A 21814-nucleotide genomic window follows, 5' to 3' on the forward strand; every position below is an offset into this window, starting at 1 on the left:
CTATGCCCCGGAGAACTGCATGAACACACGCAAACCTGGTCGCCTGCCGCTGGGCGACACCGAGTACATGCTTGAGCAGTGGGGCCACTGGCGCATGGACGGCATGGGCGTGCCGAACTACGTCTCGCCGGCCTGGGCTGTCATGCGTGACGTGATGCCTTGCACCACGAAGTCCTACTGCATCACGGATGAGCTGGCCATGGCCGTCGATGCCGTGATGGGCAAGCTGTGCCGTCGAGATCCCCAGATGGGTGATTTCGTCTGGCTGTACTACGCCGCAAAGTGGCCAGCCAAGCGGATCGGGACCAAGCACGGCATGAGCGAGGCCAGTGCCAGGCAGTTGATCAAGACCGGGGTAGGGTGGGTCGACTGTGCTCTGGAGCGATTTAGGGAGGCTGCATAAAAATAGTTGTACGCGCGGAATAAGGCTGTTTTTATAGCACGGTGTTCAGCTGTGTCAGCGCGACACCACAAATTCAGAGCCCGCTATTGAGTCGGGCTTTTTTGTATTACGGCCTTGCATTATTCTCCCAGCTGTAAGCAACGAATCCAGCAAAGGAAAGACCATGCTGAGACACCTACACTACGTGAAAGAACTTCTGATGATCCTTAGGGACCGCAACCCGCAAGGCATTGGTTTAGAAGAGTCTTTCATCGAATCTGTTTTCTTATCCTCTAAGGAAAGTGGGGATCCAGCCGTGGCAGATCATCTTCGAGATAGCTGCAGCTACCATTTACATCTAATGCAGACAGCCGGTCTCGTGTGTGTCAGAGCTTCGGGCGAAGGCTGGAGTGATCCGCAGAGTCGAGTGTTCAATCTAACGTGGGCTGGGCATGACTATCTTGGCGACACATGAAAACGCCGAGATTGAGCCCGGCGACTATGCTGGGCTTCTCGTTATTGGATGATGAAGGGGTCTTTTTTCAGCGCGAAGCGTAACAAAAAATCTGGTCCATCCGGTGCTTTATAGGTTTCTCAGGGTCTTAAAGTGTGGGGGATTGATGTCCATGCAGCCTCGATGATGACAGCCATCACAACCAACGTTGTCGCGCCCAGTATGAACAAACTAAACCTGTAAAAAACTTTAGACTTGGGCTCTTGCTTGAAGCTAAAGCACAGCCATGTGATCGCCAAAGCAGTAAGCGCACATGATGAGACAAGCCCCATAAGGTTGATGAGTGCTCGAGCATCTCTGCTGAAACCGAAGCTATCCAAAGGGGCCTGAAACCATTGCAACCCCAGAGCAAAGGCAACACAAAGTCCTAAGTTTTTTATGCCGTCGAATAGTGTTTTGATGTCTGCCAATGCGTGTTCGTGCTTTTCAGTCATGTGGCCCATCCCAATCTGAATAGTGAAGGGTTATGGTAGCCAATTGACATTGCTAAGTCATTTGAAATTTTATGTGACTAGACACTGAACTGGTAAACCAAATAGTTGGCTTAAAGCTTTTCTCGTCAGCTCATTTATTGTGGTGGAACATTTCTCCGCAAGCGCATGTGGCTCTTGGGTACAACATCTATTCCTAAGCCTGGCAACACCGGCAGGCTATCTTCATTACAGCTCCCAAAAGAGGAGCTCGCGGATATTCATATGCCTGAAAAACCCTACACTTGGGCGCTTTTGCTCGCTTGGCTGCACGACCACGCCCCAGTGGTCTATGCCGCCCTGGTCACGCTCATCATGGCCTTCCTCGGCGTAATGCGTCGCGGCGGCACGATCTGCCAAGCGTTGCTTGAGGCACCTATGTGCATGCTGATGACCCTGGGCCTGATCCCGATCCTTGAGCACTTCGAATTACCGCACAACCTGGCCCTCGCGGCAGGCGTATGGATTGGATATTTCGGTGTACGCAAGGTCGCCGGTTGGGTGGAACGCATCGCCCAAGCCAGATTGCCGGGCGATCCCAATCCTTAACCCAGCAGAGGCCAGCCATGATCAGGATCGATGCGCATCCCGATATCGAAAGCCTGTCGCGGGCAATGCGGTTGCTGGATCAAAAGCAACTGCCGTTCGCCTTGGCACTCACGGCGACCAAGTTAGCCAAGCGGGTCAAGGCCGGTGCGCTGGATGTCATGCGCCAGCGGCTGGATCGTCCAACCGCCACGACGCTCAATAGCCTGTATGTGAAGGCCGCCAAGAAAACCAATCCCGAAGCCAGAGCCTTCTTCAAGGATGCCTGGACCTCGGGTGTACCGGCCGACACGTATTTGCAGCAGGCCGTCAAAGGCGGGCGCCGACCGCACAAGCGGTTTGAAAAGGCCCTGATCGCCAAGGGCCTGATGAAGAGCAGCCAGTACGCGATCCCGTCTCCCGGTGCGACCAACCAGTACGGCAACGTGTCACGTGGGGTGATGATGAAAATCCTCTCGGCCCTGGGCGCTGCGGAAACATCCAGCGGCTTTCAGGCCAACGCCACGGGCAGCAAGCGGAGCAAGCGCAAAGGCAATGCCCAGCGCTACTTTGCCGGTGAGGCCGACGGCACCGAGGGCATCTGGGAGCGCAAGAAGACCGCCTTCGGTGATGCGATCAAACCGATTTTCCTTTTCAGCGACAGCGAGCCGAAGTACCGGACTCTGATGCCGCTCTTCAAGATCGCCGACAACATCGTGCAGGCCAACTACATGACCGAGTTCACCAGTGCCATGGAACATGCACTGGCAACGGCCCGATAGGGGCGCTGAGGCCCCCCATTGGGTCCTTCCCGGCCCCCCGGCGGCTTGCGGGTAATTCGGGCCCCGCCTTTCAACTATGTATGACCTTTTTTCAGAGGTTGGTTGTTGTTTAGTCATGGCCAAAAAAGAAGCAATTAAACAGCGCGGCTGGCTGAACAAATCCGAGATGGCTGCGAGCCTGGGCATTTCGCCTCAAGCCTTTGACAAATGGGGCGTTGCGCCGGTCGAGCGCATCGGTCGCGAGGCGTTCTATACCGTTCAACATGTTGTTGAAAACCGCATTGAGCATGCCCAGCGGAAACAACAACCAACGGGTGCCGAAATCGATGGTGTCGATCCGTTGATGGAATACAAGCTGCTCGAAGAACGGCGCGGCCTCACTGCCGCCCAACGGGTCGCCCAAGAGAAGAAGAACCTGGTGCTCGACAAGCAGTTAGTTCCGGTGCCGTTTGCCACCTTCGCTCTGGTCAAAATCGCCGCACAGATCGGCTCGAAACTGGACACCGTCGGCAAGACGGTTGCGCGGCGTCATCCCGAGGTCGATGTGCGGGTCATCGAGTCGGTGGAGCGAGAGATTGCCCTGACTCGCAACATCGCCGCCAGTTTTGGTGAGCAGCTTCCGGAATTATTAGATGAGTATGTTGAGTCCCTGGCTGAATGATCTGCGCAAAGCGATCAAGCTAGGACTCCAGGCCCTCTACAAAGAACCGCCGAAAACAGCCGTCGAGTGGGCGGACGACAATTTCTACATGTCGGCCGAGTCCTCCTACAACGAGGGTAAGTGGACGACCGACCCGTTTCAGGTCGCGATCCTGAACAGCATGGGTAACGACCTGATCAACGTGGTCAACTTCATCAAGTCGGCGCGGATCGGGTACACCAAGCTGCTGATGGCCAACATCGGTTACAAGATTCAGCACAAGCGCCGCAACGTGATGATGTGGAGCCCGACCGACCCGGATGCCGAGGACATCAGCAAAAGCCACGTCAACGGCCTGATCCGCGATGTACCGGTGCTGACCAAGCTGGCCCCGTGGTTCGGCAAGAAACACAGCGACAACACCCTCGACCAGAAGATTTTCACCAACCGCCGTACCCTCTGGATTCGCGGCGGCAAGGCCTCGCGCAACTACCGGGAGAAGTCGGCAGATGAGGTGATCTACGACGAGCTGTCGAACTTTGACGAGAGTGTCGAAGGCGAGGGCGCGCCCATTACCCTGGGTGACAAGCGCCTCAACGGTGCCACCTACCCCAAGTCGATTCGCGGCTCGACGCCCAAGCGCGCCGACTCTTGCCAGATCACCAAGGCCGTGAAGGAGTCGCCTTACCTGTTGCGGTTCTACATCGATTGCCCGCACTGCCGACGTGAACAGACGCTCAAGTGGGGCGGCAAGGATTGCGAGTTTGGTTTGAAGTGGGAGAAAAACGCGCTGGGCGAGGCCGAGCGTGCCTGGTACGTGTGCGAGCACACTGCGTGCGTGATCTGGCACAACGAAATGGTTGTGGCCTCGAAAACCGGACGCTGGATCTGTGACCACACCGGCATCTGGACGCGCGACGGCATGGACTGGTTTGGTCCGGACGGCGACATCATCCGCACGCCGCGCTCGGTCAGCTTCAGCGTGTGGGCGATTTACAGTACCTGGAGCACTTGGCTCAGCCTCGCCGAAGAGTGGCTGAAGATCAAAGGTGATGTCTCCAAGCTGATCACCTTTATCAACACCACCCGGGGCGAAACCTGGGACGACGATCAAGGCGAAAAGCTCGATCACGAAGTGCTCTATGGTCGCCGCGAAGTCTTTGCCCAGGTTCCGTTGCTCGGCCTGGTGCTGGTCGGCGGCATCGACACCCAGGATGACCGTTTCGAAGGTCGGGTCTGGGCCTTTGGCCCCGGTGAAGAGGCCTGGCTGGTCCATCGCTTCATTCTGATGGGCGACCCGGCCAGTGAAGAGCTGCGCCGCAAGGTGGGGCTTGAGCTGCACCGGCAGTTCACCCGTGCAGACGGCACGATCATGAAGGTCGAGCGCTGGGCGTGGGATGCCGGTGGTCACTATGCCGATGAGGTCTACGCCGAGAGCCGCAAGCATGGCGTGCATTGGGTAGTGCCCGTGCGTGGCGCAACCCTTTACGGCAAGCCCATCGCGAACTTTCCGCGCACCAAGAACAAGGTGCACAAGGTGTTTCTGACCGAGGTCGGTACCGACAACGCCAAAGAGCTGCTGTACAGCCGCATGGGCCTGCCCGTCGACACCGCAGCCTCGCAGGCCGGTGTTTCCCAGCCGGGTGTGGTGCACCTGCCGGCCAATGACGCGATCTGCGATGAGTCAGAGGTCAAGCAACTGACCTCGGAAAAGAAAAAAGCCGCCATCTCCAAAGGCAAGCGCGTGATGCGCTGGGACAACGGCGGGCGCCGTAATGAGGCGCTCGACTGCTTTGTGTATGCGCTCGCGGCGCTGCGCATTTGTCAGCAACGCTTCGGCCTGGATCTGGACCTGCTGGTCACCGCCAGCGGTGGTGGCGCCGACACGTCGGACGCCACCGAGCGTCCGCGCAAGAAATCCTCTCACTGGTGACAAAACCGATGGCCTACACGATTGAGCAATACAGCGCCCTGCAGGCGGCCATCGCCGAAGGGGCGTTGTCGGTGCGCTATGCCGACAAAAGCGTCACCTACCGGTCGCTCGACGAGATGATGCGCATCCTCAAGCTGATGGCCACTGAGCTGGGCATCAATGCCGGTCATGCCGGTGGCCGGCGCCTGACGGCCTTCTCCAAAGGGTACTGACATGAGTGTGTTCAACCGTCTGTTCCCGGGGCTTGCGGCAAAGCGCGCTGAAAGCCGCCTGAAGAAATTGCGCACCGACATGGCGTTCGACCTCATCAAGCGCCGTTTCGAAGGCGCTGCCGGTGGCCGGCGCAATGAAGGGTGGCGCAGTTCGGGCGTCGATGCCAACGCCGAGAATGCGCCAGCGCTGGCCGTGCTGCGCAACCGTGCCCGGGACCTGCGCCGCAACAATCCCTACGCCGAGCGCGCCGTGACCGGCATCGCCGACAACGTGGTCGGCGCGGGAATCGTGCCCCGGCCCATGGGCACAGACCGTGACAACAAGCGTCTGGTCGAACTGTGGCAGGCATGGGCCGAAACCACACTCTGTGATGCCGATGGCCTGGAGAATTTCTACGGCCTGCAGCACAAGATCATGGAGTGCGTTGCCGAGTCGGGCGAATGCCTGCTTCGGCGTCGGCGCCGCTTCAGCAGTGACGGCTTGCCGGTCCCGCTCCAGTTGCAAATCATGGAGCCTGACTTTCTCGACGAAGCAAAGAGCGGGATCGTTGGCAAAAACCGAATCATTCAGGGGATCGAGTTCGATGCCCTGGGACACCGGGTCGCCTTCTGGTTGTTCGATGAACACCCCGGGTCGAACCGCAGCTGGGGTTCGATGCAGTCCAGGCGCGTACCGGCCGAAGACGTGATCCACATCTTCCTGCCCAAACGCCCGGGGCAGGCGCGTGGCTACACCTGGTTCGCGCCGGTCATGCAGCGTATGCGCAGCTTCGACGAGATGGAAGACGCGGTGATGGAGCAGGCCAAGATCGCCTCCTGCTTCGCCGCCTTCATCACCAAGGACGAACAGGTCTCGAATCCCGCGCACAAGGCGCCGCCGCTGCTGGACCGGGTAGAGCCGGGGATCATCCAGGAACTGGGCTTTGGTGAGAATGTGAGCTTCGGCACGCCGCCGACTTTCAATGGTTACACCACCTATGCCTGGCAGCAACTGCACGCCATGGCGGTGGGGCTGGGCATTCCCTATGAATTGCTAACCGCCGACCTGAAGGGCGTGAACTTCTCCAGCGGGCGGCTTGGCTGGCTGCACTTTGCCCGGCGCGTCGACGTCTGGCAGTGGCGCATGGTTATCCCCCAGCTCTGTGATCCGGTCTGGCGCTGGTTCATGGAGGCCCAGCTGCTGCTGCCGGGCGGTGCGCAGGCTGAGGTCAAGGCCCAGTGGGTGCCGCCACGGCGCGACATGGTCGACCCGAAAACCGAGACCGACAACGTCAAGGAGCGGGTCCGCAACGGCCTGACTACCTGGCCCGATGCGCTGCGCGAGCTGGGCGTCACCGACCCCAAACAGCATGCCCAGGACATGGCCGATTCCAACGCGCTGATCGACAGCCTTGGCCTGGTGCTCGACTGCGATCCGCGCCGGGTCGCGGCCGCCGGCTCGCCCAGTCAGCCCCTTACAGAAGAGAAACCAGACGATGCCAGCTCCCCATCAGGAGACGACAAACAAGACCTTTGAAACACCCATGCTCAACCTGCGCGCTGCCGTGCGCGAGGGCTCTGTCGACGTCGAGGCGCGTACGGTCGAGCTGATCTGGACCACCGGCGCCAAAGGCCGTCGCTATTCCTGGGATGTCGGCAGTTACATGGAAGAGCTGGAAATCAGCGACGCCGCCGTTCGTCTTGATCGCCTCAACAACGGCGCGCCGTTTCTTAATGCCCACAGCAGCTATGACCTGGGCGACGTGATTGGCGTGGTCGAGAAGGCCTGGATTGACGGCGCCGAGGGGCGGGCGCTGGTGCGTTTCAGTAAGCGCGATGACGTGGAGGCGATCTTTCGTGACGTGCAGGACGGCATCTTGCGCAACATCAGCGTGGGCTACGCCGTTCACCGTTACCAGGTCGTCGAGGCTGAAGACGACAAGCTGCCGACCTACCGCGCTATCGACTGGGAGCCTCAGGAACTGTCGTTGGTGCCCATCGGCTTCGACGACGGCGCCAAGATCCGCAGTGCCAAGACTCCGGCCGAGTACAGCGGCCCCCGATTCACCACTGTTTTCGAAACACGGCAGGCACCCGCGCCTGCCGAACCACTGGCCGCCGTGCCTGTGACCCAAGAGGAAGATGCAATGACCGAAGAAGAAAAGCGTGCGGCCGAAGAAGCGATTCGTCGTGAATCCGCTGAGGCCGAGCGCATGCGCAGCCTGAGCATCCGCAGCATGGCCCGCAAAGTGAACTTGGGGGATGACGCCTTTATCGACGACCTGATCGAGCGCGGCGTGTCGGTGGCCGACGCCAGCGCTTCGATCATCGATAAGCTGGCCGAGCGTCAGGTCCAAACCCAACCTGCCAGCCGCAACAGTCAGCAAACTGTAGTGACCGGCGGGCAGGATCTCGCCGTGCTGACCGCCAAACGTTCGGCCATGGAAAACGCCTTGCTGGCCCGCTGCAACCCGGCCATCCAGCTGGAAGAGGCCGGTCGTGAGTTTCGCGGCATGCGCTTGGTGGACATGGCCCGTGAGTGCGTCGAAATGGCCGGCGGCAATGCCCGGGGCCTGACCCCGCAAGAGCTGGCCAAGGCCGCACTGGGCTGCGACCGCTCTGCGGTGCGCGCCGCTGGCATGCACAGCTCCAGTGATTTCCCGTTGCTGCTGGGCTCCACCGTAACCCGCACGCTGCGCGATGCCTACGCCACGGCGCCGCAGAGCTGGCGGCCGCTGGGGCGGCAAACCACTGTGCCGGATTTCCGCGCGGTCACCCGTGCGGCGTTGGGCGATATCTCTGCCCTGGAGCGGGTGCCTGAGCACGGCGAGTACAGCTACGGTTCGCTGTCTGAGGATGGCGCGCCGCTCAAGGTCGTGAAGTACGGCAAGATCATCGCCATCACCTGGGAGTCGATCATCAACGATGACCTGGGCGCCTTGACCCGCATACCCGCTTCGCTGGGCGCAGCAGCGGCCCGCACCGAGTCGAATGTGGTGTGGTCGCTGTTGCTGGGTAACCCGAACTTCACCGACGGCACGCCGATTTTCCATGCCGACCACGGCAACCTGGCCGCTGGGGCTGGCGCGATCAACATCGCCAGTCTGGCGGCGGCCCGCGCGGCGATGCGCAAACAGAAAACCAAAGCCGATGAGTTCCTCAACCTGGCCCCTGAGTACCTGGTGGTGGGACCGGACAAGGAACTGGAGGCTTACCAGTTCACCAGCTCCAACTACGTGCCGGCCAAAAATGCCGACATCAACGACGTGCGCAATGCCGCACTGACGGTCATCGTTGACGCCCGTATTACCGGTAACCAGTGGTACCTCTATGCCTCGCCGAACACCGTCGACACCTTTGAATACGCTTACCTCGAAGGCGAGCAGGGGGTGTTTACCGAGACCCGCGAAGGCTTCGAAGTCGACGGTATGGAGATCAAGGCGCGACTAGTGTTTGGCGCGGCCTGGATCGACTACCGGGGCGCTTACAAGAACCCCGGCGCGTAACTGCCCGCGATTCAGCACCACCCCTCAAAGGCGCCGCACGGCGCCTTTATTGTTTCTCCAGTCTCTGAAGGAGACCCGCATGCAAACATTTATTCAGAACGGCGATTGCCTCACCGTCCCGGCGCCGGCCGGCGGCACGCGCTCGGGCGAGCTGTACAAGGTCGGCGCGATCATCGGTGTGGCCGCGACAACAGAACCGGCAGGCGCACTGGTCGTGCTCAAGCTGGGGGGCGTTTTCAAACTGCCGAAGCTGGCGGCCGAAAGCTGGGCCATGGGTGACCGGCTTTACATGGATGTTGCCACCCGCCTGCTGACCAATACCCCGCTGGCCAGCCTGGTGCTGGTGGGCATGGCCACCGAACCCGCGCCCAATCAGGCAGGCGCCGGAGTCTGCCGCCTGAATGGCATCGCCGCGCCGGCCGAGATCGAGGCACAACTGGAGGGGAAGTAAGTGGGCTGGGCCAGCATGGCGCAGCGCATGCTGGGCGTCGCCGTAAAAACCTTCAGCGAGGGAGCTGACGCTGTGTATTGGCTGACCGATGGCCGCGAACCCGGCACGGCCTTGCCCAAGGCGGTGTTCGACACCGCGCACATCAGCGTCGACCCCGAAACGGGTGCCCCGGTGTCCAGCACCAATCCCGTGCTGGGCGTGTGCCTGGCTGATCTGCCCAGCGAACCCACCACCGCTGTCCGGGTGCGCGCCCGTGGCCAGCTGTACCGCATTCACGACGTCCAGCCTGACGGCATCGCCGGGGTGACGATCATTCTTAAAAAGGCCTGACCATGACCCATCCCCGGGAAATCATTCGCAAGCAGGTGGTGGCGCAGTTGGTGGGGCAAACATCCGTTGGCGCCAATGTGTTCGCCAGCCGGGTCGCGCCGCTGATTACCAACGGCTGGCAGAACGAACTGCCGGCCATCATCGTTTACACCCTGGACGAGCAGGGCGAGTTGTTGCACACCGCGCCCCGTGAGTACCTGCGCACCGTGCAACTGGTGGTCGAGATTCATGCCAGTGCCGTCGATGCACTGGATGACACGCTCGACAGCCTGGCGCGGCAGGTCGAAAACCTGCTGCTGGTCGACGACACCCTGGGCGGTACGGTTAATGACCTGCGCTACGCCTCGACCAAGATGATTCTGCGCGACGACGGCGACGAGCTGCTCGGCGGTTGCCGAATCATCTTCAACGCCGAGTACCTGGACCGTCACCCCGACGACCGCTTCAACGCCTCGCTCCCGGACTTCAACACCCTGGCCACCGACTACAGCCTGAACAACCAGCAGGCTGATGCCGCCGACCGTGCCACCACCCTGATCAAGGACCTTAACCCATGACCACCCGCGTGCGTGTGAAACCGGCCGAAGGCCGCCTGGTGCGAGACCCCGACACTTACCAAGCGCTGCCCGCAGACGGCGCGCCGGTCGAAATGAACAGCTACTGGCAACGCAAATTACTGGCCGGTGATGTCGTCATCGACTCGCCCGAAAGCCAGCCAGTAAAAGCCAAGGGAGAGAAACCATGAGCATCGGATTCGACACCGTGCCGGGGGCAGGCACCCTGCGCAAGCCCGGTGTCTACAGCGAAATCGATAACAGCAAGGCGGTCAGTGGCCCCCAGGCTGTCAATTACCGGCGCCTGCTGATCGGCCAGAAACTGGAAAGCGGCACGGCAGCGGCCAACACCCTGATCCGCATCACCAGCCCGGCCCAAGCCGATACTGAGTTCGGCGCCGGTTCCATGCTGGCCGGTATGGTCCGGGCCGCCATGGCCATCGACACCTATACCGAGCTGCAGGTGCTGCCGCTGATCGACAACCCGGCCGGTGCTGCGGCGAGCGGCACACTGACCTTTGAGGGCCCGGCCACGGCTTCCGGGACCATCGAACTGATGATCGCCGGTCGCCGGGTGGCGGTCGGGGTGCTCAGCGGTGACAGCTCGACCGCGATGGCCAAGGCCGCCGTTGTCGCCATCAACGCAGCCGCTGATATGCCGGTCGTGGCGTCGACGGACGACGGGGCACGCGCCACGGGCACGGTCACCTTGACCAGCCACCACAAGGGTGACAGCGGCAACAGTCTCGACGTGCGTGTGAACTACTACACCGGCCAGGTGCTACCCGTTGGCGTGGACGTCACCGTCACTGCGTTCAGCGGCGGTACCGGCAACCCGGATCTGGGTGTCGCCTTGGCCGCGCTGGGAGATGAGTGGTTTCAGACCTGGGCCGTGCCCTATGCCGATGCCGCCACGCTGAGCACGATCAAGACCGAACTCAACAGCCGGTTCGCCTGGAATCGCGAGATCGAGGCCCATGCCTTCGTGGCCGCGCGCGGCACCTCCGGGTCGCTGGGCGCCTTGGGCGACAGCCATAACAGCGCGCACCTGGTCATCGTCATGGCCAACGACGAACCCATGCCGGCCTACGAAAAGGCCGCCGAAACCATGGCCATTGCCGCGATGTATGCGGCCATTGACCCGGCGCGGCCGATCCAGAACCTGCCCTATGCGTGGTGTCTGGCCCCGGCAGCGGCCAATCGCCTGACCCATCAGGAACGTAACCTGCTGCTGTTTGACGGCATTGCGACCACCAAGGTTAACAACGACGGCACGATGCTCGTCGAGCGGCTGATCACCACCTACAAGACCAACACCGCAGGCGCACCCGACATCAGTTACCTGGACAGCGAAACGCTGTTCACCCTGATGTACATCCGTCACGACTGGCGCGACTACATCCTGCGCAAGTACCCGCGCCACAAGCTGGCGGCGGATGGCACCCGCTACGGCATCGGCCAGGCCGTGGTCACCCCGGTGGTGATGAAGGCCGAGGCCATCGCCAAGTTTCGTGAATGGGAAACCCTGGGGCTGGTCGAGAACATGGCCGATTTCAAGGCCAACCTGATCGCCGAGCGCAACCCCAGCGACCCCAATCGCGTGGACATGGTGCTGCCGCCCGACCTGGTCAACCAGCTGCGCATCGTCGCCAACAAAATTCAGTTCCGCCTGTAACGGCGCATCAGAGGCAACAGAACATGGGCAAGAACCGCATTGGCGGCATGATCAGCTTGAAGGTCAACGGCGACATCTACTTCGCCAAGGGCAACTTCACCTACAACCTCGGCAAGCCCAAACGCGAAGGCGTGGTGGGTGCCGACGTGGTCCACGGCTACAAGGAAACGCCGCAGATCCCGTTCATCGAGGGCGAGATCACCGACCGCAACGAGCTGAGCCTCGAAGAACTGGTGACGCTCGATAACGCCACCATCACCCTGGAGCTGGCCAACAACAAGGTCATCACCCTGAGTGAAGCCTGGTACGCGGGCGAGGGCACCGGCAACACCGAGGAAGGCAACATCGCTTGCCGGTTTGAAGGCATGTCGTGTGAGGAAGTCGCGTAATGGCCAAGCAGAAAACCATCACCCTGTCCGAGTCTGTCACGTTCGGCAAAGACACCTGCAGCGAGCTGACCGTGGTGCGCAAACTGAAGTACCTGCGCGGCCACGCGCTGCGCATCACCTCCGATGGCAAGGGCAGCGGCGGGGTGGAGATGGACTTTGCCACGCTGATTGACCTGGCGGCCAAGATGGTCGGCCAGCCGCCCGCGCTGCTTGAGGAGCTGTGTGAAGACGATCAGGAAGTGCTGATTCAGGAAGCCCGGGATTTTTTGCTGCAGCACCTCGGGGGTGGCCGTCCGGAGTGACGGTGGTCGTCAAGGTCATGGGCGTGCAGCCCTCGGAAGTGATGGACATGGATTTCGAGGAACTGAACTGGTGGCTTGAGCGCACCGAGGAATGGGTTGAATGGCAAACAAAGGATACCCCCTGAATGTCGTCATCAAGGCGGTTGACCGGGTCTCCGCGCCGCTGCGCGGCATCTTCGGCAAAGTGCGTAACGCCAGTGCGGCGGTGCGCGGCGCACTGGATCGCGCGGGCGTGCCGTTGCTGGGCGCGCAAATGCGCAAGGTCGGTGCGGCCGCCGAGGGACTGGGTAAAAGCATGGCCCGCCTTGGCATCGGTGCGGCGGGCATCACGGCGCTGACCGGGGCTGCCGGGGCGCTGGTGTCGTCGTTTGCCGCTGCCGGTGACCTGACGGCCAAGACCGCTGACCGGGTGGGCGTTGGCGTTGAGCAGTTTCAGGCCTGGCGCTTCGCGGCGGATCGGGCCGGGGTGGGCAATGAAGAGTTCTCCAAGGCGCTGCTCAAGCTCAATACCAACATCGGCACGGCCTTGGTCGGTAAAGGCCCGGCGCTCGAAGTGCTGGACGGATTCGGCATCAGGCTGCGCGATGCCTCGGGCGCTGCACGCACCACCGAGCAGATCCTGCCGGAGCTGGCCGACAAGCTGCAGCGTATCCAGTCGCCGTCGCTGCGGGCGGCCGCAGCGGCCAAGCTGTTCGGCGCCCAGGTTGGTTCGCAGATGGTCACCTTGCTGGCCGGCGGATCGCAGGGTCTGGAGGAAATGACCGACCGGGCCAAGGAACTGGGCCTGGTGATTGGCGAAGATGCCGCCCGGGGCGGTGAGTCATTCATCGACGCCATGACCGACCTGCAGTACAGCCTGAGCGGCGTGAAGAACGTCTTGGCGACCGCACTGATGCCCAAACTTACCGAGCTGGGCAACAAGCTGACGGACGTGATCATCAAGTACCGGCCGCAGATAGAAGCCTTCGCCATGGCCTTTGCCGAAAACCTGCCCGGCAACATCGAAAAGGTCACCGGCTTTCTGGGCGACCTGTATGACGGCGTGAAACCGGTGATTGCCATTTTCTCATCGCTGTCCGACACCTTCGGCGCGGCCAACCTGATCTTTACCGCCGTGGGCCTGTACATCGGCGGCGGGTTGCTAATGGGCGTGCTGAATCTGGCGGTGGCCCTCAAGGGGCTGGGGATCACCCTGCTCAGTACACCGGTCGGCTGGTTCCTTGGCGCCGTCGTGGCGATTGGCGCGGCGGCCTACGTCATTTACAAGAACTGGGATGGCATCGTGAACTACTTCAGCGAGAAGTGGGCGAGCGTCAAAGCGGCGTTTTCCGACGGTATCGTCAACGGGATATACAACCTGTGGCTTGAGTACAACCCGGTGACCCTGATGATGGAAGGCTTCAGCGGCCTGATCAAATACCTCACCGGCTGGGATCTCGCGGCGATCCTGGACGCGAAAATCGCCGACGCCGTGGCCGCGATCAAAAACGGCTTGCCTGACTGGGTCAAAGACCTGCTGGGCATCGACGGCGCCTCGGTCAGCAGCCCGCCCGAACAGGGCACGCCGGCCACCGAGGTCGCCGCCGAAGCCTCGGCTCCCGGTGTTGCACCCACACCGGGACGCCCCATGACCGACCTTGGCCAGCGCGCAGCACGCCTGGGACCAGCAGCCCAGCCCCAAGCGCAGCCGCCCCAGGAGGTGCGGGTCAAAGTCGACATGAACAATGTCCCGCCGGGCACCAAGGTAAAAGCCGAGGGCAGCCCGGGGGCGAAGTTCGACACCGACATTGGCTATTCAATGCAGGCTCACTGACAGCCTGTTAAGCAGGTTAACCGGAGCTTTCCATGGCTTGGCGAGACAACTACCGCGCCGCGACCTTTCGCGGCGTGGGCTTTTTCGTGTCCACGGCAGACAGCACGCACGGCCGCCGTCAGGCTGTCCATGAGACGGCCCAGCGCGACGTGCCCTACACCGAGGACCTGGGCCGCAAGGCGCGCGAGTTCAGCATCACCGGCTATCTGTTGGGCAAAGACTACGACGTCGAGCGCGAAGCGATGATAGCGGCCTGCGAGCAGGCGGGGGCCGGGGTGCTGGTTCACCCATACCGGGGCGAACTGACCGTGGTTTGCCGAGGGCTGACGGTCAGCGAAAGCACTGAAGAGGGCGGCAAATGCACTCTGTCGATCACGTTTCTTGAAGCGGGCGAGGTGTCCTACCCGTCGGCCAAGGTCGACAGCGTCAACGCGATCAGCAAAAAGGGCGGCGAGGTCAGCGATGCCGCCCGGCACAACTTTGTTTCGGTCTTTACCACCAAGGGCTATCCGGCCTTCGTGGCCGAGGCCGCCGTAGCCACGCTTCAAGGGTTCAGCGCGTACTTGAGTGCCGGGCAGGCGATTGGTGCCAGCCACACTGGCGCGGCGTCGGACTTTTACGCCCAGGTCAAACAGATCGGTAGCCAGGCGTTTGGCTTTGTTCAGCAGCCACTGGAATTGGCCAGCCAGGTCGTTGGCGCCGTCGACGGTATTCGTTCCGCCTTCGGTGGCCGCGCGTTCAAGGTGCTGATCGACCTCTACGACCGATACAACGACAAGGCGTCCAGTCCTGGCCGCACGGCCACGCCCAGTCGGCAACAGATGGCCAGCAACACCCAGGCGCTCAATGCGCTGATTCGCCATGCCTGCATAGCCCAGGCAGCCACCGCAGCAGTGGTGACCCAGGCCTCAGTGACGATTGGTGGCACCGACACCCGCTCGACGCCGACGGTGTACGACAGCTACGAGGCCGCGTTGACGGTGCGAACCGAACTGGCGGATCGGCTGGATGAAGAAAGCGAAGCCACGGCTGACGACCAGGTGTATGTCGCGTTGACTGGTTTGCGCACCGCCGTGGTTCAGGCCGTGCCCAGCGCCGAACAGGATCTGCCCAGGCTAAGCCGGTATTGCCCTCGGCAGACCCTGCCGTCGTTGCTGGTCGCCTATCAGCTCTACGGCGATGCCGCGCGCGAGCAGGACATCGTCATGCGCAACGCTCCGCGCCGGCCGGGCTTTCTAACCGGCGGTAAACAACTTGAGGTGCTGGCTGATGGATGACTTGGAACTGCTGGTCAACGGCATGAATTACTCAGGCTGGACCTCGGTCGGCGTCACCCGCGCGGTGGATGCGGCCTCCAGCGCCTTCACGGTTGACTTGACCGAACGCTGGGAAGGCCAGGCGGGCAGGGCCGCCCAGCTTGAACCCTGGCCGATTCTGCCGGGGGATCGTTGTGAAGTGCGGCTGGGTGGCATCCCCATGGTCATCGGCTATGTCGACATTTTCAAACCGTCGTTCAGCGCGACCGAGCACAGCATCAATATCCAGGGCCGCGACCGGACTTCCGACCTGATTGATTGCAGTGCCGTGCATCAGCCGGATGAATGGAAAAACATCACGCTGCTGCGCTTTGCCCAGATCCTGGCGCAGCCTTTTGGTGTGCGTGTTTCAGCCGACGTGGCGGTCGGCGAACCCTTTTCAGTGTGCAAGCTGCAGCAAGGCGAAACCGCGTTTGAGGCCATCGAGCGCTATGCCCGCCAGCGCCGGGTATTGTTGATGCCCGACGGTGCCGGTGGCCTGTTGATTACCCGTGCCGGGAACAAGCGAGCCTCTGTCGGGCTGGTGCAGGGTGAAAACATCCTGAGTGCCTCGGGCAGCATCGATCATAGCCAGCGTTATCACAGCTACCTGCTCAAGGGGCAAGCGGCCTACAACCCTGAGAGTGAAGGTCAGACCGAGGCGCACGTGTCAGGTACGGCCGGTGACAGCGGCATAGGGCGGTATCGGCCGTTGCTGATCGTGGCCGAGTCGGGCAGCACCGGCGCCAGTGCCCAGGCGCGTGCGGTGTGGGAGGCCAATAGCCGGATTGGCAAGTCCGCCACGGCAACCATCACCGTTCAGGGCTGGCGCCAGAGGCCCGGTGGCCCCTTGTGGGAGCCGGGCATGCTGGTGCAGGTGAAGTCGCCCTGGCTGCGCATGGACGGCCAGATGATTATCCGCCAGGCCACCTATGAGCGAGGCGAGGGCGGTACCACGACCCGGTTGGACATCGTCAGCCCGCAGGCTTATTCGCCGGAGCCTCCTGATTCCAAAAAGTCGGTCAAGGCCAAGAAAGGCGGCCGCAACATCTGGGCCGAGGCCATTGGTGAGGAGGATAAAACGAATGGGTAACCCACTGCGTGACATCAGCGCGCGCGTGATGATGATGTTTGGCCGCGGTGTTGTGCGCGCCGTGAATGACGCCACTGGCCGCCAGCAAGTCCAGGTCGAGCTGCTCAAAGACGAACTGCGCGACGGCGTCGAGCATATGCAGAACTACGGATTTACCAGTCACCCGCTGGGCGGTGATGCGGCGGTGGCCTTTCTCGGTGGCAACCGCGAACAGGGCATCGTCCTGGTCGTCGACGACCGCCGCTACCGGCTGTCACTCCAGCCGGGTGAGGTGGCCATCTATGACGACCTGGGCAACAAGGTCGAGCTGCTGCGCGACATGCTCAAGGTCACCGCCGTGGCCAAGGTGCAGATCCAGGCACCCGATGTGCAGATCATCGGCAACCTGGACGTGCAGGGCAATGTCAGCACCACCGGCACCCTCACCAACAATGGCAAGTCCGTCGGCAGTACACACACGCACACCGGTGGCGGATGGGGAGTGCCCGTCTGATGGCTGATGCTGCAATGGTAATGACCGCGTTCGGCGGCGACCTGGTGCTGTCCGGCTATGACCTTGAACGTGATGACGGCCTGGAAACCGCCGTGATCATCAGCCTGTTCACCGACCGACGCGCCACGGCCGAGCAGATCCCGCCGGAGTATCCGCAGGATGACCTGCGCGGTTACTGGGGCGACATCGCCCAGGCCTCGCCCAATGACCAGACCGGGTCGCTGCTGTGGCTGCTGGCCCGCGAAAAAGAACAGCCGCAAACCCTGAGCCGCGCCCAGCAGTACTGCCGCGAGGCGCTGAACTGGATGATCGAGGACCGGGTGGCCACCGGCATAGAGGTGTCGGCGTCGTTTCACTCCAGGGGCGTGATGCTGCTGTTGATCGACATCTACCGTCCCACGGGCGCCGCTGTGCGCTATCGGTACAACTATGAATGGTCGGCCCAGGCCGGCAAGAGGATGACCTGATGCCCTTTGTTCGACCTACGTTGCCGGAGCTGATTGAGCGGGTCATCACCGACATCAGCGGCCGGGTGACCGGCATTGAAAGTGCGGTGCTGCGCCGCTCCCTGCTGGGCATACTGGCGCGGGCCGAGGCCGGTGCCGTGCACATGCTCTATGGCTTTCTCGACTGGGCTGCCAAGCAAGCGATCATCGACACCGCCGAAAAGGAATACCTGGAGCGCTGGGCGGCCATCTGGAAGGTCTTTCGCAAGACGGCGGATTTCTCCAGCGGCGCCGTGCTGCTGACCGGATCAAGCGGCGCCCTGGTACCGGCCGGCACCGTCCTGCAGCGACAGGACGGCGTCCAGTATCGAGCCCTGGGTGATGGCAGCTTTATCGGTGCAACCCTGGAGGTCCCGGTGATCGCCGTAGAGCCAGGTGTCGAAGGCAACCTACCGCTCGACCGGCCGCTGTTTCTCTTGTCGCCCATTGCGGGCGTCCAGTCCACGGCGGTGGTGTCGCGCTCTATCGTCGGCGGCCTCGATGCCGAAACCGACGAGCAACTGCTGAGCCGCTTGCTGAAGCGGATCAGGCAACCGCCCCACGGCGGCGCAGCGGCCGACTATGAACTCTGGGCGCTGGCCGTGCCCGGCGTCACCCGGGCCTGGGTGTATCCCAGGCAGATGGGGCTGGGCACGGTGACGACGCTGTTCGTCTGTGACGATGAACCCGACATCGTCCCGACCCCGGAAAAGGTGGCCGAGGTGCAGGCCCATATCGATGCCCATCGTCCGGTCACGGCCGAGGCCTTTGTCGCAGGCCCGATTGCCGACGCCCTGGACATGACCGTCAAACTCACCCCCAACACCGCCGCTGTGCAGGCCGCCGTCCGGGCCGAGGTGGCCGATCTGATCATGCGCGACGCCAGACCCGGCGCGCCGATCCTGATCAGCCGCCTGCGCGAAGCCGTGTCGCTGGCCGCTGGCGAGTCGAACAACGCCATTACCTCGCCGGCCGAGGACGTCATGCATGCCACCGGACACATGGCGATCCCCGGCACCCTGACTTTCTCCAGCTTTTAGGAGGTGCCATGCCCACCGTGGCGGACTACCGCGAACAACTGAACATGCTGCTACCACCGGGCCAGGCCTTCCCAAGGGATGCTGGCACCACGCTGGACAACTTGCTGTATGGCATGGCCATCGAGCTGGCCCGCGTGGATGCGCGCGGCGAGGTGCTGCCGCTTGAAGCCAACCCGGCCAGCAGCAACGAACTGCTTAGCGACTGGGAGCGGGTGGCGGGCCTGCCCGACAAATGCTCCGGGGCGCTTGAAGAAACCCTGCAGGGCCGCAAAAACGCGCTGCTGGCCAAGTTGTCCAGCACCGGCGGCCAGTCACGGGCGTACTTCATCGAGCTGGCCCGGGTACTGGGCTATGACGTCACCATCGAAGAGTTCCGGCCATTCCGCGCAGGGCACTCACCCGCTGGCGGCGTGCTGACCAATGGCCCGTGGATGTTCACCTGGCGCCTTCATGCACCCCGCACATCGATCATTTCATTTCGCGCAGGCATCTCCGGTGCCGGTGAGCGCCTGCGTACCTGGGGCAATGACACCCTCGAATGCAAGATCAACCAACTGAAACCGGCACACACCTTTGCCCTGTTCGCCTATGGAGACTGATACATGCACAGAATTGACGGCCCTGGCGCCACGGTCGACCACACCTTCACCGAAGGAGACCCGGTCGGCGGCGTACAAGCCACCGTGGTCAGCGCGGCCTGGCTGAATGATGTTCAGGAAGAGTTGATGAGCGTCCTGGCCGGCGCCGGGATCGAGCCGGTTAAAGGCGTCAGGGACCAGGTGTTGAAGTCCGTAAGGACAATCAGCCTGACCCCGACCGTAAAGCGCTTCACCAGCTCCGGCTCGTTTACGGTGCCTGAAGGGGTCACGACGCTCTATATCTCCGGTTGTGGGGGCGGTGGCGGCGGGGCTGGCGGTACCGGCAATCATATCCAGGGCGCGGCCGCGCCATCCGGCGGCGGTGGCGGCGCGGGCAAAGCCGAGATTGGCTTGCCGCTTAACGTCGTACCAGGGCAGGTGCTGAGTATTCGGATAGGGACCGGTGGCCTGGGTGGTGAACGCGGCATTCCGGGCGGCACCGAGCCGGGAGACGGTACGGATGGCGGCGATACCCTGGTCGGATCGATTCTCACACTGGCAGGAGGCAAGGGCGGAACCCGTGGCATGACCGCTCCGAACGGTGCCTATTCTGGTGGCAAAGGAGGCGTTGGCTTTCCTCACGGCGGCAGCGGCACCGACGGAACCCCAGCGATTGATAGAGCCAGCCACACCGGTCTCAGCGGCGCAGGCGCGTCCGGGCCATTTGGCGGTGGCGGCCTTGGACAACGCAGCGGCATTCCCCAAGGCCAAATGTCCAATGGGCTTGAGGGGCTCTCGGCTTCAGGATTTGGTGCGGGCGGTGGAGGTGGAGGCTCTGCCTACATCAACATCAGTCCAGGTGGCAGGGGCGGCAATGGCGCGCCCGGATTCTTACTGATCAGGTGGTAACTCATGGCAAAGCGTGTGCTGTATTCCTCGCAAACCTTCCGTGTGCTTGAGTGGCAAGACACGGACAAAATGAACTACGGCGCTCCCGGCTGGGGCATGGATGTAGCCGTGATATCGGAAAGCGACTGGCTGCGGCAAAGCACGTTGCTGTGGTACTGCGATGGAGCATTGACCGACATCGAGCCCGTCATCCCGCCACCCATCATCACCCCGGAAGAGATCCTGTTTCGTAACGATATGACCCGCAGACGCCTGATGAGCGAGGCGCATACGTCCATTACGCCACTGCAGTACGCGGTCGATCTGGAGATGGAAACCGACCACGAAGCGGCCCAGCTGCTGCGCTGGAAACGTTACGTCGTTGAGGTCAACCGACTCGACCTGACGCTGCCAGACCCTGACTGGCCAACCCCACCCGAAGAACCTGAAGCCCGCCCCGAGCGGGCTTTTTATTGAGCGCAAAAAATGAACATGACAGTCCCTCGCGGCGTCCGTAACTGCAACCCGGGCAACATCGACTACACCCCGCGTAACCCTTGGATCGGCCAGCTTGGCCTGGAGCTGGGCGTGCTCCACCCGCGCTTCGCCCGCTTCGACAGCGCCGAAAATGGCATTCGTGCCCTGGGCAAACTGCTGCTCAACTATCGCGGCAAAGACGGCCTGCCCGGCATCGGCGGGCCAAACATCGACACAGTGCGCGAAACCATCAGTCGCTGGGCGCCCGGCAACGAGAACGACACTGAGGCGTACATCAGGGCCGTGGCCGGCAAACTGGGTGTCAGAGATAACGACATCATCGACGTCCGCCAACCGCGTGTGCTGCGCATCATGGTCGGCTCGATCATCGCCCACGAATGCGCGAACTATCGGTATCCGGATGAGGTGTTCGACGAAGGTATCCGGCGGGCGCTGGCATGATCGGCGCCTCTATCGCTGGCCGGCCCAGGGTTGCGGCGTTACTGATCGGCCTGGGCAGCGGCTTTGCCGTCGCCTGGGTGTGGCAGGCCAATACCTACCGAGCACAGCTTGCCAGCCAGGCCACTGTCTTTCAGGCCGACCTGACCACCATCGCTAATGCCAGCGCCGCCCAAGCCCGCAAGGCATTGCAGGCGCAACAGCGCATGCAACAGGCGCTGACCGACCTCGACCTCAAACACACTCAGGAAAAGGAACAGGCCAATGCTGAAAATGAAGCTCTGCGCCGCGCTGTGGCTGACGGTACTCGTCGGTTGCGCATCGCCGGGACGTGTTCTGCCAGTACCGGGCACATGCCCAATACCAGCGGCACCACCAGCGTGGGCCATGCAGGCACCGTCGAACTCGCTCCAGTTGCTGGACGAGCTGTTTTTGATATCAGAGCCGGAATTATTGCCGATCAAGCAGCCTTGAAGGCGCTGCAGCAGTACGTCAGGGACGTTTGTAGCCCTGACACGTAGCTACAAAAAAGGAGCGACCAGCCTGGGT

29 protein-coding genes are annotated in these 21814 nt (G+C 62.2%); 28 read left to right on the forward strand and 1 reads right to left on the reverse strand.

Annotated elements, in window-relative coordinates; translation table 11 throughout:
- The first annotated feature begins 19 nt into the window (after positions 1–19).
- A complete protein-coding gene (locus NRB16_RS07470; protein ID WP_257105834.1) occupies positions 20–403 on the forward strand; it encodes an antiterminator Q family protein in 384 nt (127 codons plus the stop codon).
- Positions 404–602: 199 nt separating this feature from the next.
- A complete protein-coding gene (locus tag NRB16_RS29595; RefSeq protein ID WP_373568442.1) occupies positions 603–857 on the forward strand; it encodes a DUF2513 domain-containing protein in 255 nt (84 codons plus the stop codon).
- Between the two features lie 119 nt (positions 858–976).
- Here NRB16_RS29595 and NRB16_RS07475 read toward each other — a convergent pair whose 3' ends face one another.
- Positions 977–1330 (reverse strand): hypothetical protein, encoded by a 354-nt coding sequence (locus NRB16_RS07475; RefSeq protein WP_257105835.1) that lies wholly within the window; start codon positions 1328–1330, stop codon positions 977–979.
- Positions 1331–1591: 261 nt separating this feature from the next.
- Between NRB16_RS07475 and NRB16_RS07480 the strand changes: the two genes are divergently transcribed.
- The 26 genes from NRB16_RS07480 to NRB16_RS07605 all read left to right on the forward strand — a co-directional run bounded on the left by NRB16_RS07480 (position 1592) and on the right by NRB16_RS07605 (position 21786).
- Entirely contained in the window at positions 1592–1915 is a 324-nt protein-coding gene (locus NRB16_RS07480) for a phage holin, lambda family (protein ID WP_257105836.1), read from the forward strand.
- 17 nt (positions 1916–1932) lie between these two features.
- On the forward strand, positions 1933–2673 hold the full coding sequence (locus NRB16_RS07485) for a hypothetical protein (RefSeq protein WP_257105837.1): 741 nt from the start codon (positions 1933–1935) through the stop codon (positions 2671–2673).
- A 115-nt stretch (positions 2674–2788) separates the two neighbouring features.
- On the forward strand, positions 2789–3334 hold the full coding sequence (locus NRB16_RS07490; protein WP_257105838.1) for a terminase small subunit: 546 nt from the start codon (positions 2789–2791) through the stop codon (positions 3332–3334).
- Positions 3306–5246, forward strand: a complete 1941-nt coding sequence (locus tag NRB16_RS07495) for a phage terminase large subunit family protein (RefSeq protein ID WP_257105839.1) — start codon at positions 3306–3308, stop codon at positions 5244–5246. Before NRB16_RS07490 ends, NRB16_RS07495 begins: the two co-directional genes overlap by 29 nt.
- 8 nt (positions 5247–5254) lie before the next feature.
- Positions 5255–5458, forward strand: coding sequence for a phage head-tail joining protein (locus NRB16_RS07500; RefSeq protein WP_257105840.1), 204 nt, complete (start codon positions 5255–5257; stop codon positions 5456–5458).
- Between the two features lies 1 nt (position 5459).
- Entirely contained in the window at positions 5460–6974 is a 1515-nt protein-coding gene (locus tag NRB16_RS07505) for a phage portal protein (RefSeq protein WP_257105841.1), read from the forward strand.
- A 7-nt stretch (positions 6975–6981) separates the two neighbouring features.
- Entirely contained in the window at positions 6982–8943 is a 1962-nt protein-coding gene (locus tag NRB16_RS07510; RefSeq protein WP_257105842.1) for a prohead protease/major capsid protein fusion protein, read from the forward strand.
- A 79-nt stretch (positions 8944–9022) separates the two neighbouring features.
- Positions 9023–9394 carry a DUF2190 family protein gene (locus NRB16_RS07515; RefSeq protein ID WP_257105843.1) on the forward strand — a complete coding sequence of 124 codons (372 nt, stop codon included), beginning with the start codon at positions 9023–9025 and terminating at the stop codon, positions 9392–9394.
- Entirely contained in the window at positions 9395–9724 is a 330-nt protein-coding gene (locus NRB16_RS07520) for a hypothetical protein (RefSeq protein ID WP_257105844.1), read from the forward strand.
- 2 nt (positions 9725–9726) lie between these two features.
- On the forward strand, positions 9727–10281 hold the full coding sequence (locus tag NRB16_RS07525) for a hypothetical protein (RefSeq protein WP_257105845.1): 555 nt from the start codon (positions 9727–9729) through the stop codon (positions 10279–10281).
- Entirely contained in the window at positions 10278–10469 is a 192-nt protein-coding gene (locus NRB16_RS07530) for a DUF2635 domain-containing protein (protein ID WP_257105846.1), read from the forward strand. The genes NRB16_RS07525 and NRB16_RS07530 overlap by 4 nt, the downstream gene beginning before the upstream one ends.
- The gene (locus NRB16_RS07535; protein ID WP_257105847.1) at positions 10466–11953 is read left to right on the forward strand and encodes a phage tail sheath subtilisin-like domain-containing protein; all 1488 of its coding nucleotides are present in this window, start codon (positions 10466–10468) and stop codon (positions 11951–11953) included. The genes NRB16_RS07530 and NRB16_RS07535 overlap by 4 nt, the downstream gene beginning before the upstream one ends.
- A gap of 23 nt (positions 11954–11976) precedes the next feature.
- On the forward strand, positions 11977–12342 hold the full coding sequence (locus NRB16_RS07540) for a phage tail tube protein (RefSeq protein WP_257105848.1): 366 nt from the start codon (positions 11977–11979) through the stop codon (positions 12340–12342).
- Positions 12342–12644, forward strand: coding sequence for a hypothetical protein (locus NRB16_RS07545; RefSeq protein ID WP_257105849.1), 303 nt, complete (start codon positions 12342–12344; stop codon positions 12642–12644). The genes NRB16_RS07540 and NRB16_RS07545 overlap by 1 nt, the downstream gene beginning before the upstream one ends.
- A 2-nt stretch (positions 12645–12646) precedes the next feature.
- Positions 12647–12769 (forward strand): hypothetical protein, encoded by a 123-nt coding sequence (locus NRB16_RS07550; protein ID WP_257105850.1) that lies wholly within the window; start codon positions 12647–12649, stop codon positions 12767–12769.
- A complete protein-coding gene (locus NRB16_RS07555) occupies positions 12745–14457 on the forward strand; it encodes a hypothetical protein (protein ID WP_257105851.1) in 1713 nt (570 codons plus the stop codon). Before NRB16_RS07550 ends, NRB16_RS07555 begins: the two co-directional genes overlap by 25 nt.
- A 32-nt stretch (positions 14458–14489) precedes the next feature.
- On the forward strand, positions 14490–15734 hold the full coding sequence (locus tag NRB16_RS07560; protein ID WP_257105852.1) for a DNA circularization protein: 1245 nt from the start codon (positions 14490–14492) through the stop codon (positions 15732–15734).
- Positions 15727–16845, forward strand: a complete 1119-nt coding sequence (locus NRB16_RS07565; protein WP_257105853.1) for a phage baseplate assembly protein — start codon at positions 15727–15729, stop codon at positions 16843–16845. The genes NRB16_RS07560 and NRB16_RS07565 overlap by 8 nt, the downstream gene beginning before the upstream one ends.
- On the forward strand, positions 16838–17338 hold the full coding sequence (locus tag NRB16_RS07570; protein WP_257105854.1) for a phage baseplate assembly protein V: 501 nt from the start codon (positions 16838–16840) through the stop codon (positions 17336–17338). The genes NRB16_RS07565 and NRB16_RS07570 overlap by 8 nt, the downstream gene beginning before the upstream one ends.
- A complete protein-coding gene (locus tag NRB16_RS07575) occupies positions 17338–17805 on the forward strand; it encodes a phage GP46 family protein (protein ID WP_257105855.1) in 468 nt (155 codons plus the stop codon). The genes NRB16_RS07570 and NRB16_RS07575 overlap by 1 nt, the downstream gene beginning before the upstream one ends.
- Complete coding sequence (locus NRB16_RS07580) at positions 17805–18863, forward strand: baseplate J/gp47 family protein (protein ID WP_257105856.1); 1059 nt, start codon at positions 17805–17807, stop codon at positions 18861–18863. Before NRB16_RS07575 ends, NRB16_RS07580 begins: the two co-directional genes overlap by 1 nt.
- Positions 18864–18871: 8 nt before the next feature.
- Entirely contained in the window at positions 18872–19462 is a 591-nt protein-coding gene (locus NRB16_RS07585) for a YmfQ family protein (protein WP_257105857.1), read from the forward strand.
- Between the two features lie 3 nt (positions 19463–19465).
- Positions 19466–20350 carry a hypothetical protein gene (locus tag NRB16_RS07590; RefSeq protein ID WP_257105858.1) on the forward strand — a complete coding sequence of 295 codons (885 nt, stop codon included), beginning with the start codon at positions 19466–19468 and terminating at the stop codon, positions 20348–20350.
- A 3-nt stretch (positions 20351–20353) separates the two neighbouring features.
- Complete coding sequence (locus NRB16_RS07595; RefSeq protein WP_257105859.1) at positions 20354–20806, forward strand: tail fiber assembly protein; 453 nt, start codon at positions 20354–20356, stop codon at positions 20804–20806.
- A gap of 15 nt (positions 20807–20821) precedes the next feature.
- The gene (locus tag NRB16_RS07600) at positions 20822–21268 is read left to right on the forward strand and encodes a structural protein P5 (RefSeq protein WP_257105951.1); all 447 of its coding nucleotides are present in this window, start codon (positions 20822–20824) and stop codon (positions 21266–21268) included.
- Positions 21265–21786 carry a lysis protein gene (locus tag NRB16_RS07605; RefSeq protein ID WP_257105860.1) on the forward strand — a complete coding sequence of 174 codons (522 nt, stop codon included), beginning with the start codon at positions 21265–21267 and terminating at the stop codon, positions 21784–21786. The genes NRB16_RS07600 and NRB16_RS07605 overlap by 4 nt, the downstream gene beginning before the upstream one ends.
- Positions 21787–21814: the final 28 nt, after the last annotated feature.

This window comes from Pseudomonas sp. LJDD11, from assembly GCF_024584215.1.
GTDB lineage: Bacteria > Pseudomonadota > Gammaproteobacteria > Pseudomonadales > Pseudomonadaceae > Aquipseudomonas.

Bases quoted from the DNA above. Each gene is read 5' to 3' on its own strand.
- NRB16_RS07505 (WP_257105841.1), top strand. From the start codon at position 5,460: ATGAGTGTGTTCAACCGTCTGTTCCCGGGGCTTGCGGCAAAGCGCGCT.
- NRB16_RS07475 (WP_257105835.1), bottom strand. From the start codon at position 1,330: ATGACTGAAAAGCACGAACACGCATTGGCAGACATCAAAACACTATTC.
- NRB16_RS07560 (WP_257105852.1), top strand. From the start codon at position 14,490: ATGGCTTGGCGAGACAACTACCGCGCCGCGACCTTTCGCGGCGTGGGC.
- NRB16_RS07590 (WP_257105858.1), top strand. From the start codon at position 19,466: ATGCACAGAATTGACGGCCCTGGCGCCACGGTCGACCACACCTTCACC.
- NRB16_RS07500 (WP_257105840.1), top strand. From the start codon at position 5,255: ATGGCCTACACGATTGAGCAATACAGCGCCCTGCAGGCGGCCATCGCC.
- NRB16_RS07525 (WP_257105845.1), top strand. From the start codon at position 9,727: ATGACCCATCCCCGGGAAATCATTCGCAAGCAGGTGGTGGCGCAGTTG.
- NRB16_RS07535 (WP_257105847.1), top strand. From the start codon at position 10,466: ATGAGCATCGGATTCGACACCGTGCCGGGGGCAGGCACCCTGCGCAAG.
- NRB16_RS07530 (WP_257105846.1), top strand. From the start codon at position 10,278: ATGACCACCCGCGTGCGTGTGAAACCGGCCGAAGGCCGCCTGGTGCGA.
- NRB16_RS07490 (WP_257105838.1), top strand. From the start codon at position 2,789: ATGGCCAAAAAAGAAGCAATTAAACAGCGCGGCTGGCTGAACAAATCC.
- NRB16_RS07480 (WP_257105836.1), top strand. From the start codon at position 1,592: ATGCCTGAAAAACCCTACACTTGGGCGCTTTTGCTCGCTTGGCTGCAC.
- NRB16_RS07495 (WP_257105839.1), top strand. From the start codon at position 3,306: ATGAGTATGTTGAGTCCCTGGCTGAATGATCTGCGCAAAGCGATCAAG.
- NRB16_RS07540 (WP_257105848.1), top strand. From the start codon at position 11,977: ATGGGCAAGAACCGCATTGGCGGCATGATCAGCTTGAAGGTCAACGGC.
- NRB16_RS07470 (WP_257105834.1), top strand. From the start codon at position 20: ATGAACACACGCAAACCTGGTCGCCTGCCGCTGGGCGACACCGAGTAC.
- NRB16_RS07585 (WP_257105857.1), top strand. From the start codon at position 18,872: ATGCCCACCGTGGCGGACTACCGCGAACAACTGAACATGCTGCTACCA.
- NRB16_RS07510 (WP_257105842.1), top strand. From the start codon at position 6,982: ATGCTCAACCTGCGCGCTGCCGTGCGCGAGGGCTCTGTCGACGTCGAG.
- NRB16_RS07545 (WP_257105849.1), top strand. From the start codon at position 12,342: ATGGCCAAGCAGAAAACCATCACCCTGTCCGAGTCTGTCACGTTCGGC.
- NRB16_RS07580 (WP_257105856.1), top strand. From the start codon at position 17,805: ATGCCCTTTGTTCGACCTACGTTGCCGGAGCTGATTGAGCGGGTCATC.
- NRB16_RS07485 (WP_257105837.1), top strand. From the start codon at position 1,933: ATGATCAGGATCGATGCGCATCCCGATATCGAAAGCCTGTCGCGGGCA.
- NRB16_RS07605 (WP_257105860.1), top strand. From the start codon at position 21,265: ATGATCGGCGCCTCTATCGCTGGCCGGCCCAGGGTTGCGGCGTTACTG.
- NRB16_RS07595 (WP_257105859.1), top strand. From the start codon at position 20,354: ATGGCAAAGCGTGTGCTGTATTCCTCGCAAACCTTCCGTGTGCTTGAG.
- NRB16_RS29595 (WP_373568442.1), top strand. From the start codon at position 603: ATGATCCTTAGGGACCGCAACCCGCAAGGCATTGGTTTAGAAGAGTCT.
- NRB16_RS07565 (WP_257105853.1), top strand. From the start codon at position 15,727: ATGGATGACTTGGAACTGCTGGTCAACGGCATGAATTACTCAGGCTGG.
- NRB16_RS07575 (WP_257105855.1), top strand. From the start codon at position 17,338: ATGGCTGATGCTGCAATGGTAATGACCGCGTTCGGCGGCGACCTGGTG.
- NRB16_RS07570 (WP_257105854.1), top strand. From the start codon at position 16,838: ATGGGTAACCCACTGCGTGACATCAGCGCGCGCGTGATGATGATGTTT.
- NRB16_RS07600 (WP_257105951.1), top strand. From the start codon at position 20,822: ATGACAGTCCCTCGCGGCGTCCGTAACTGCAACCCGGGCAACATCGAC.
- NRB16_RS07515 (WP_257105843.1), top strand. From the start codon at position 9,023: ATGCAAACATTTATTCAGAACGGCGATTGCCTCACCGTCCCGGCGCCG.
- NRB16_RS07555 (WP_257105851.1), top strand. From the start codon at position 12,745: ATGGCAAACAAAGGATACCCCCTGAATGTCGTCATCAAGGCGGTTGAC.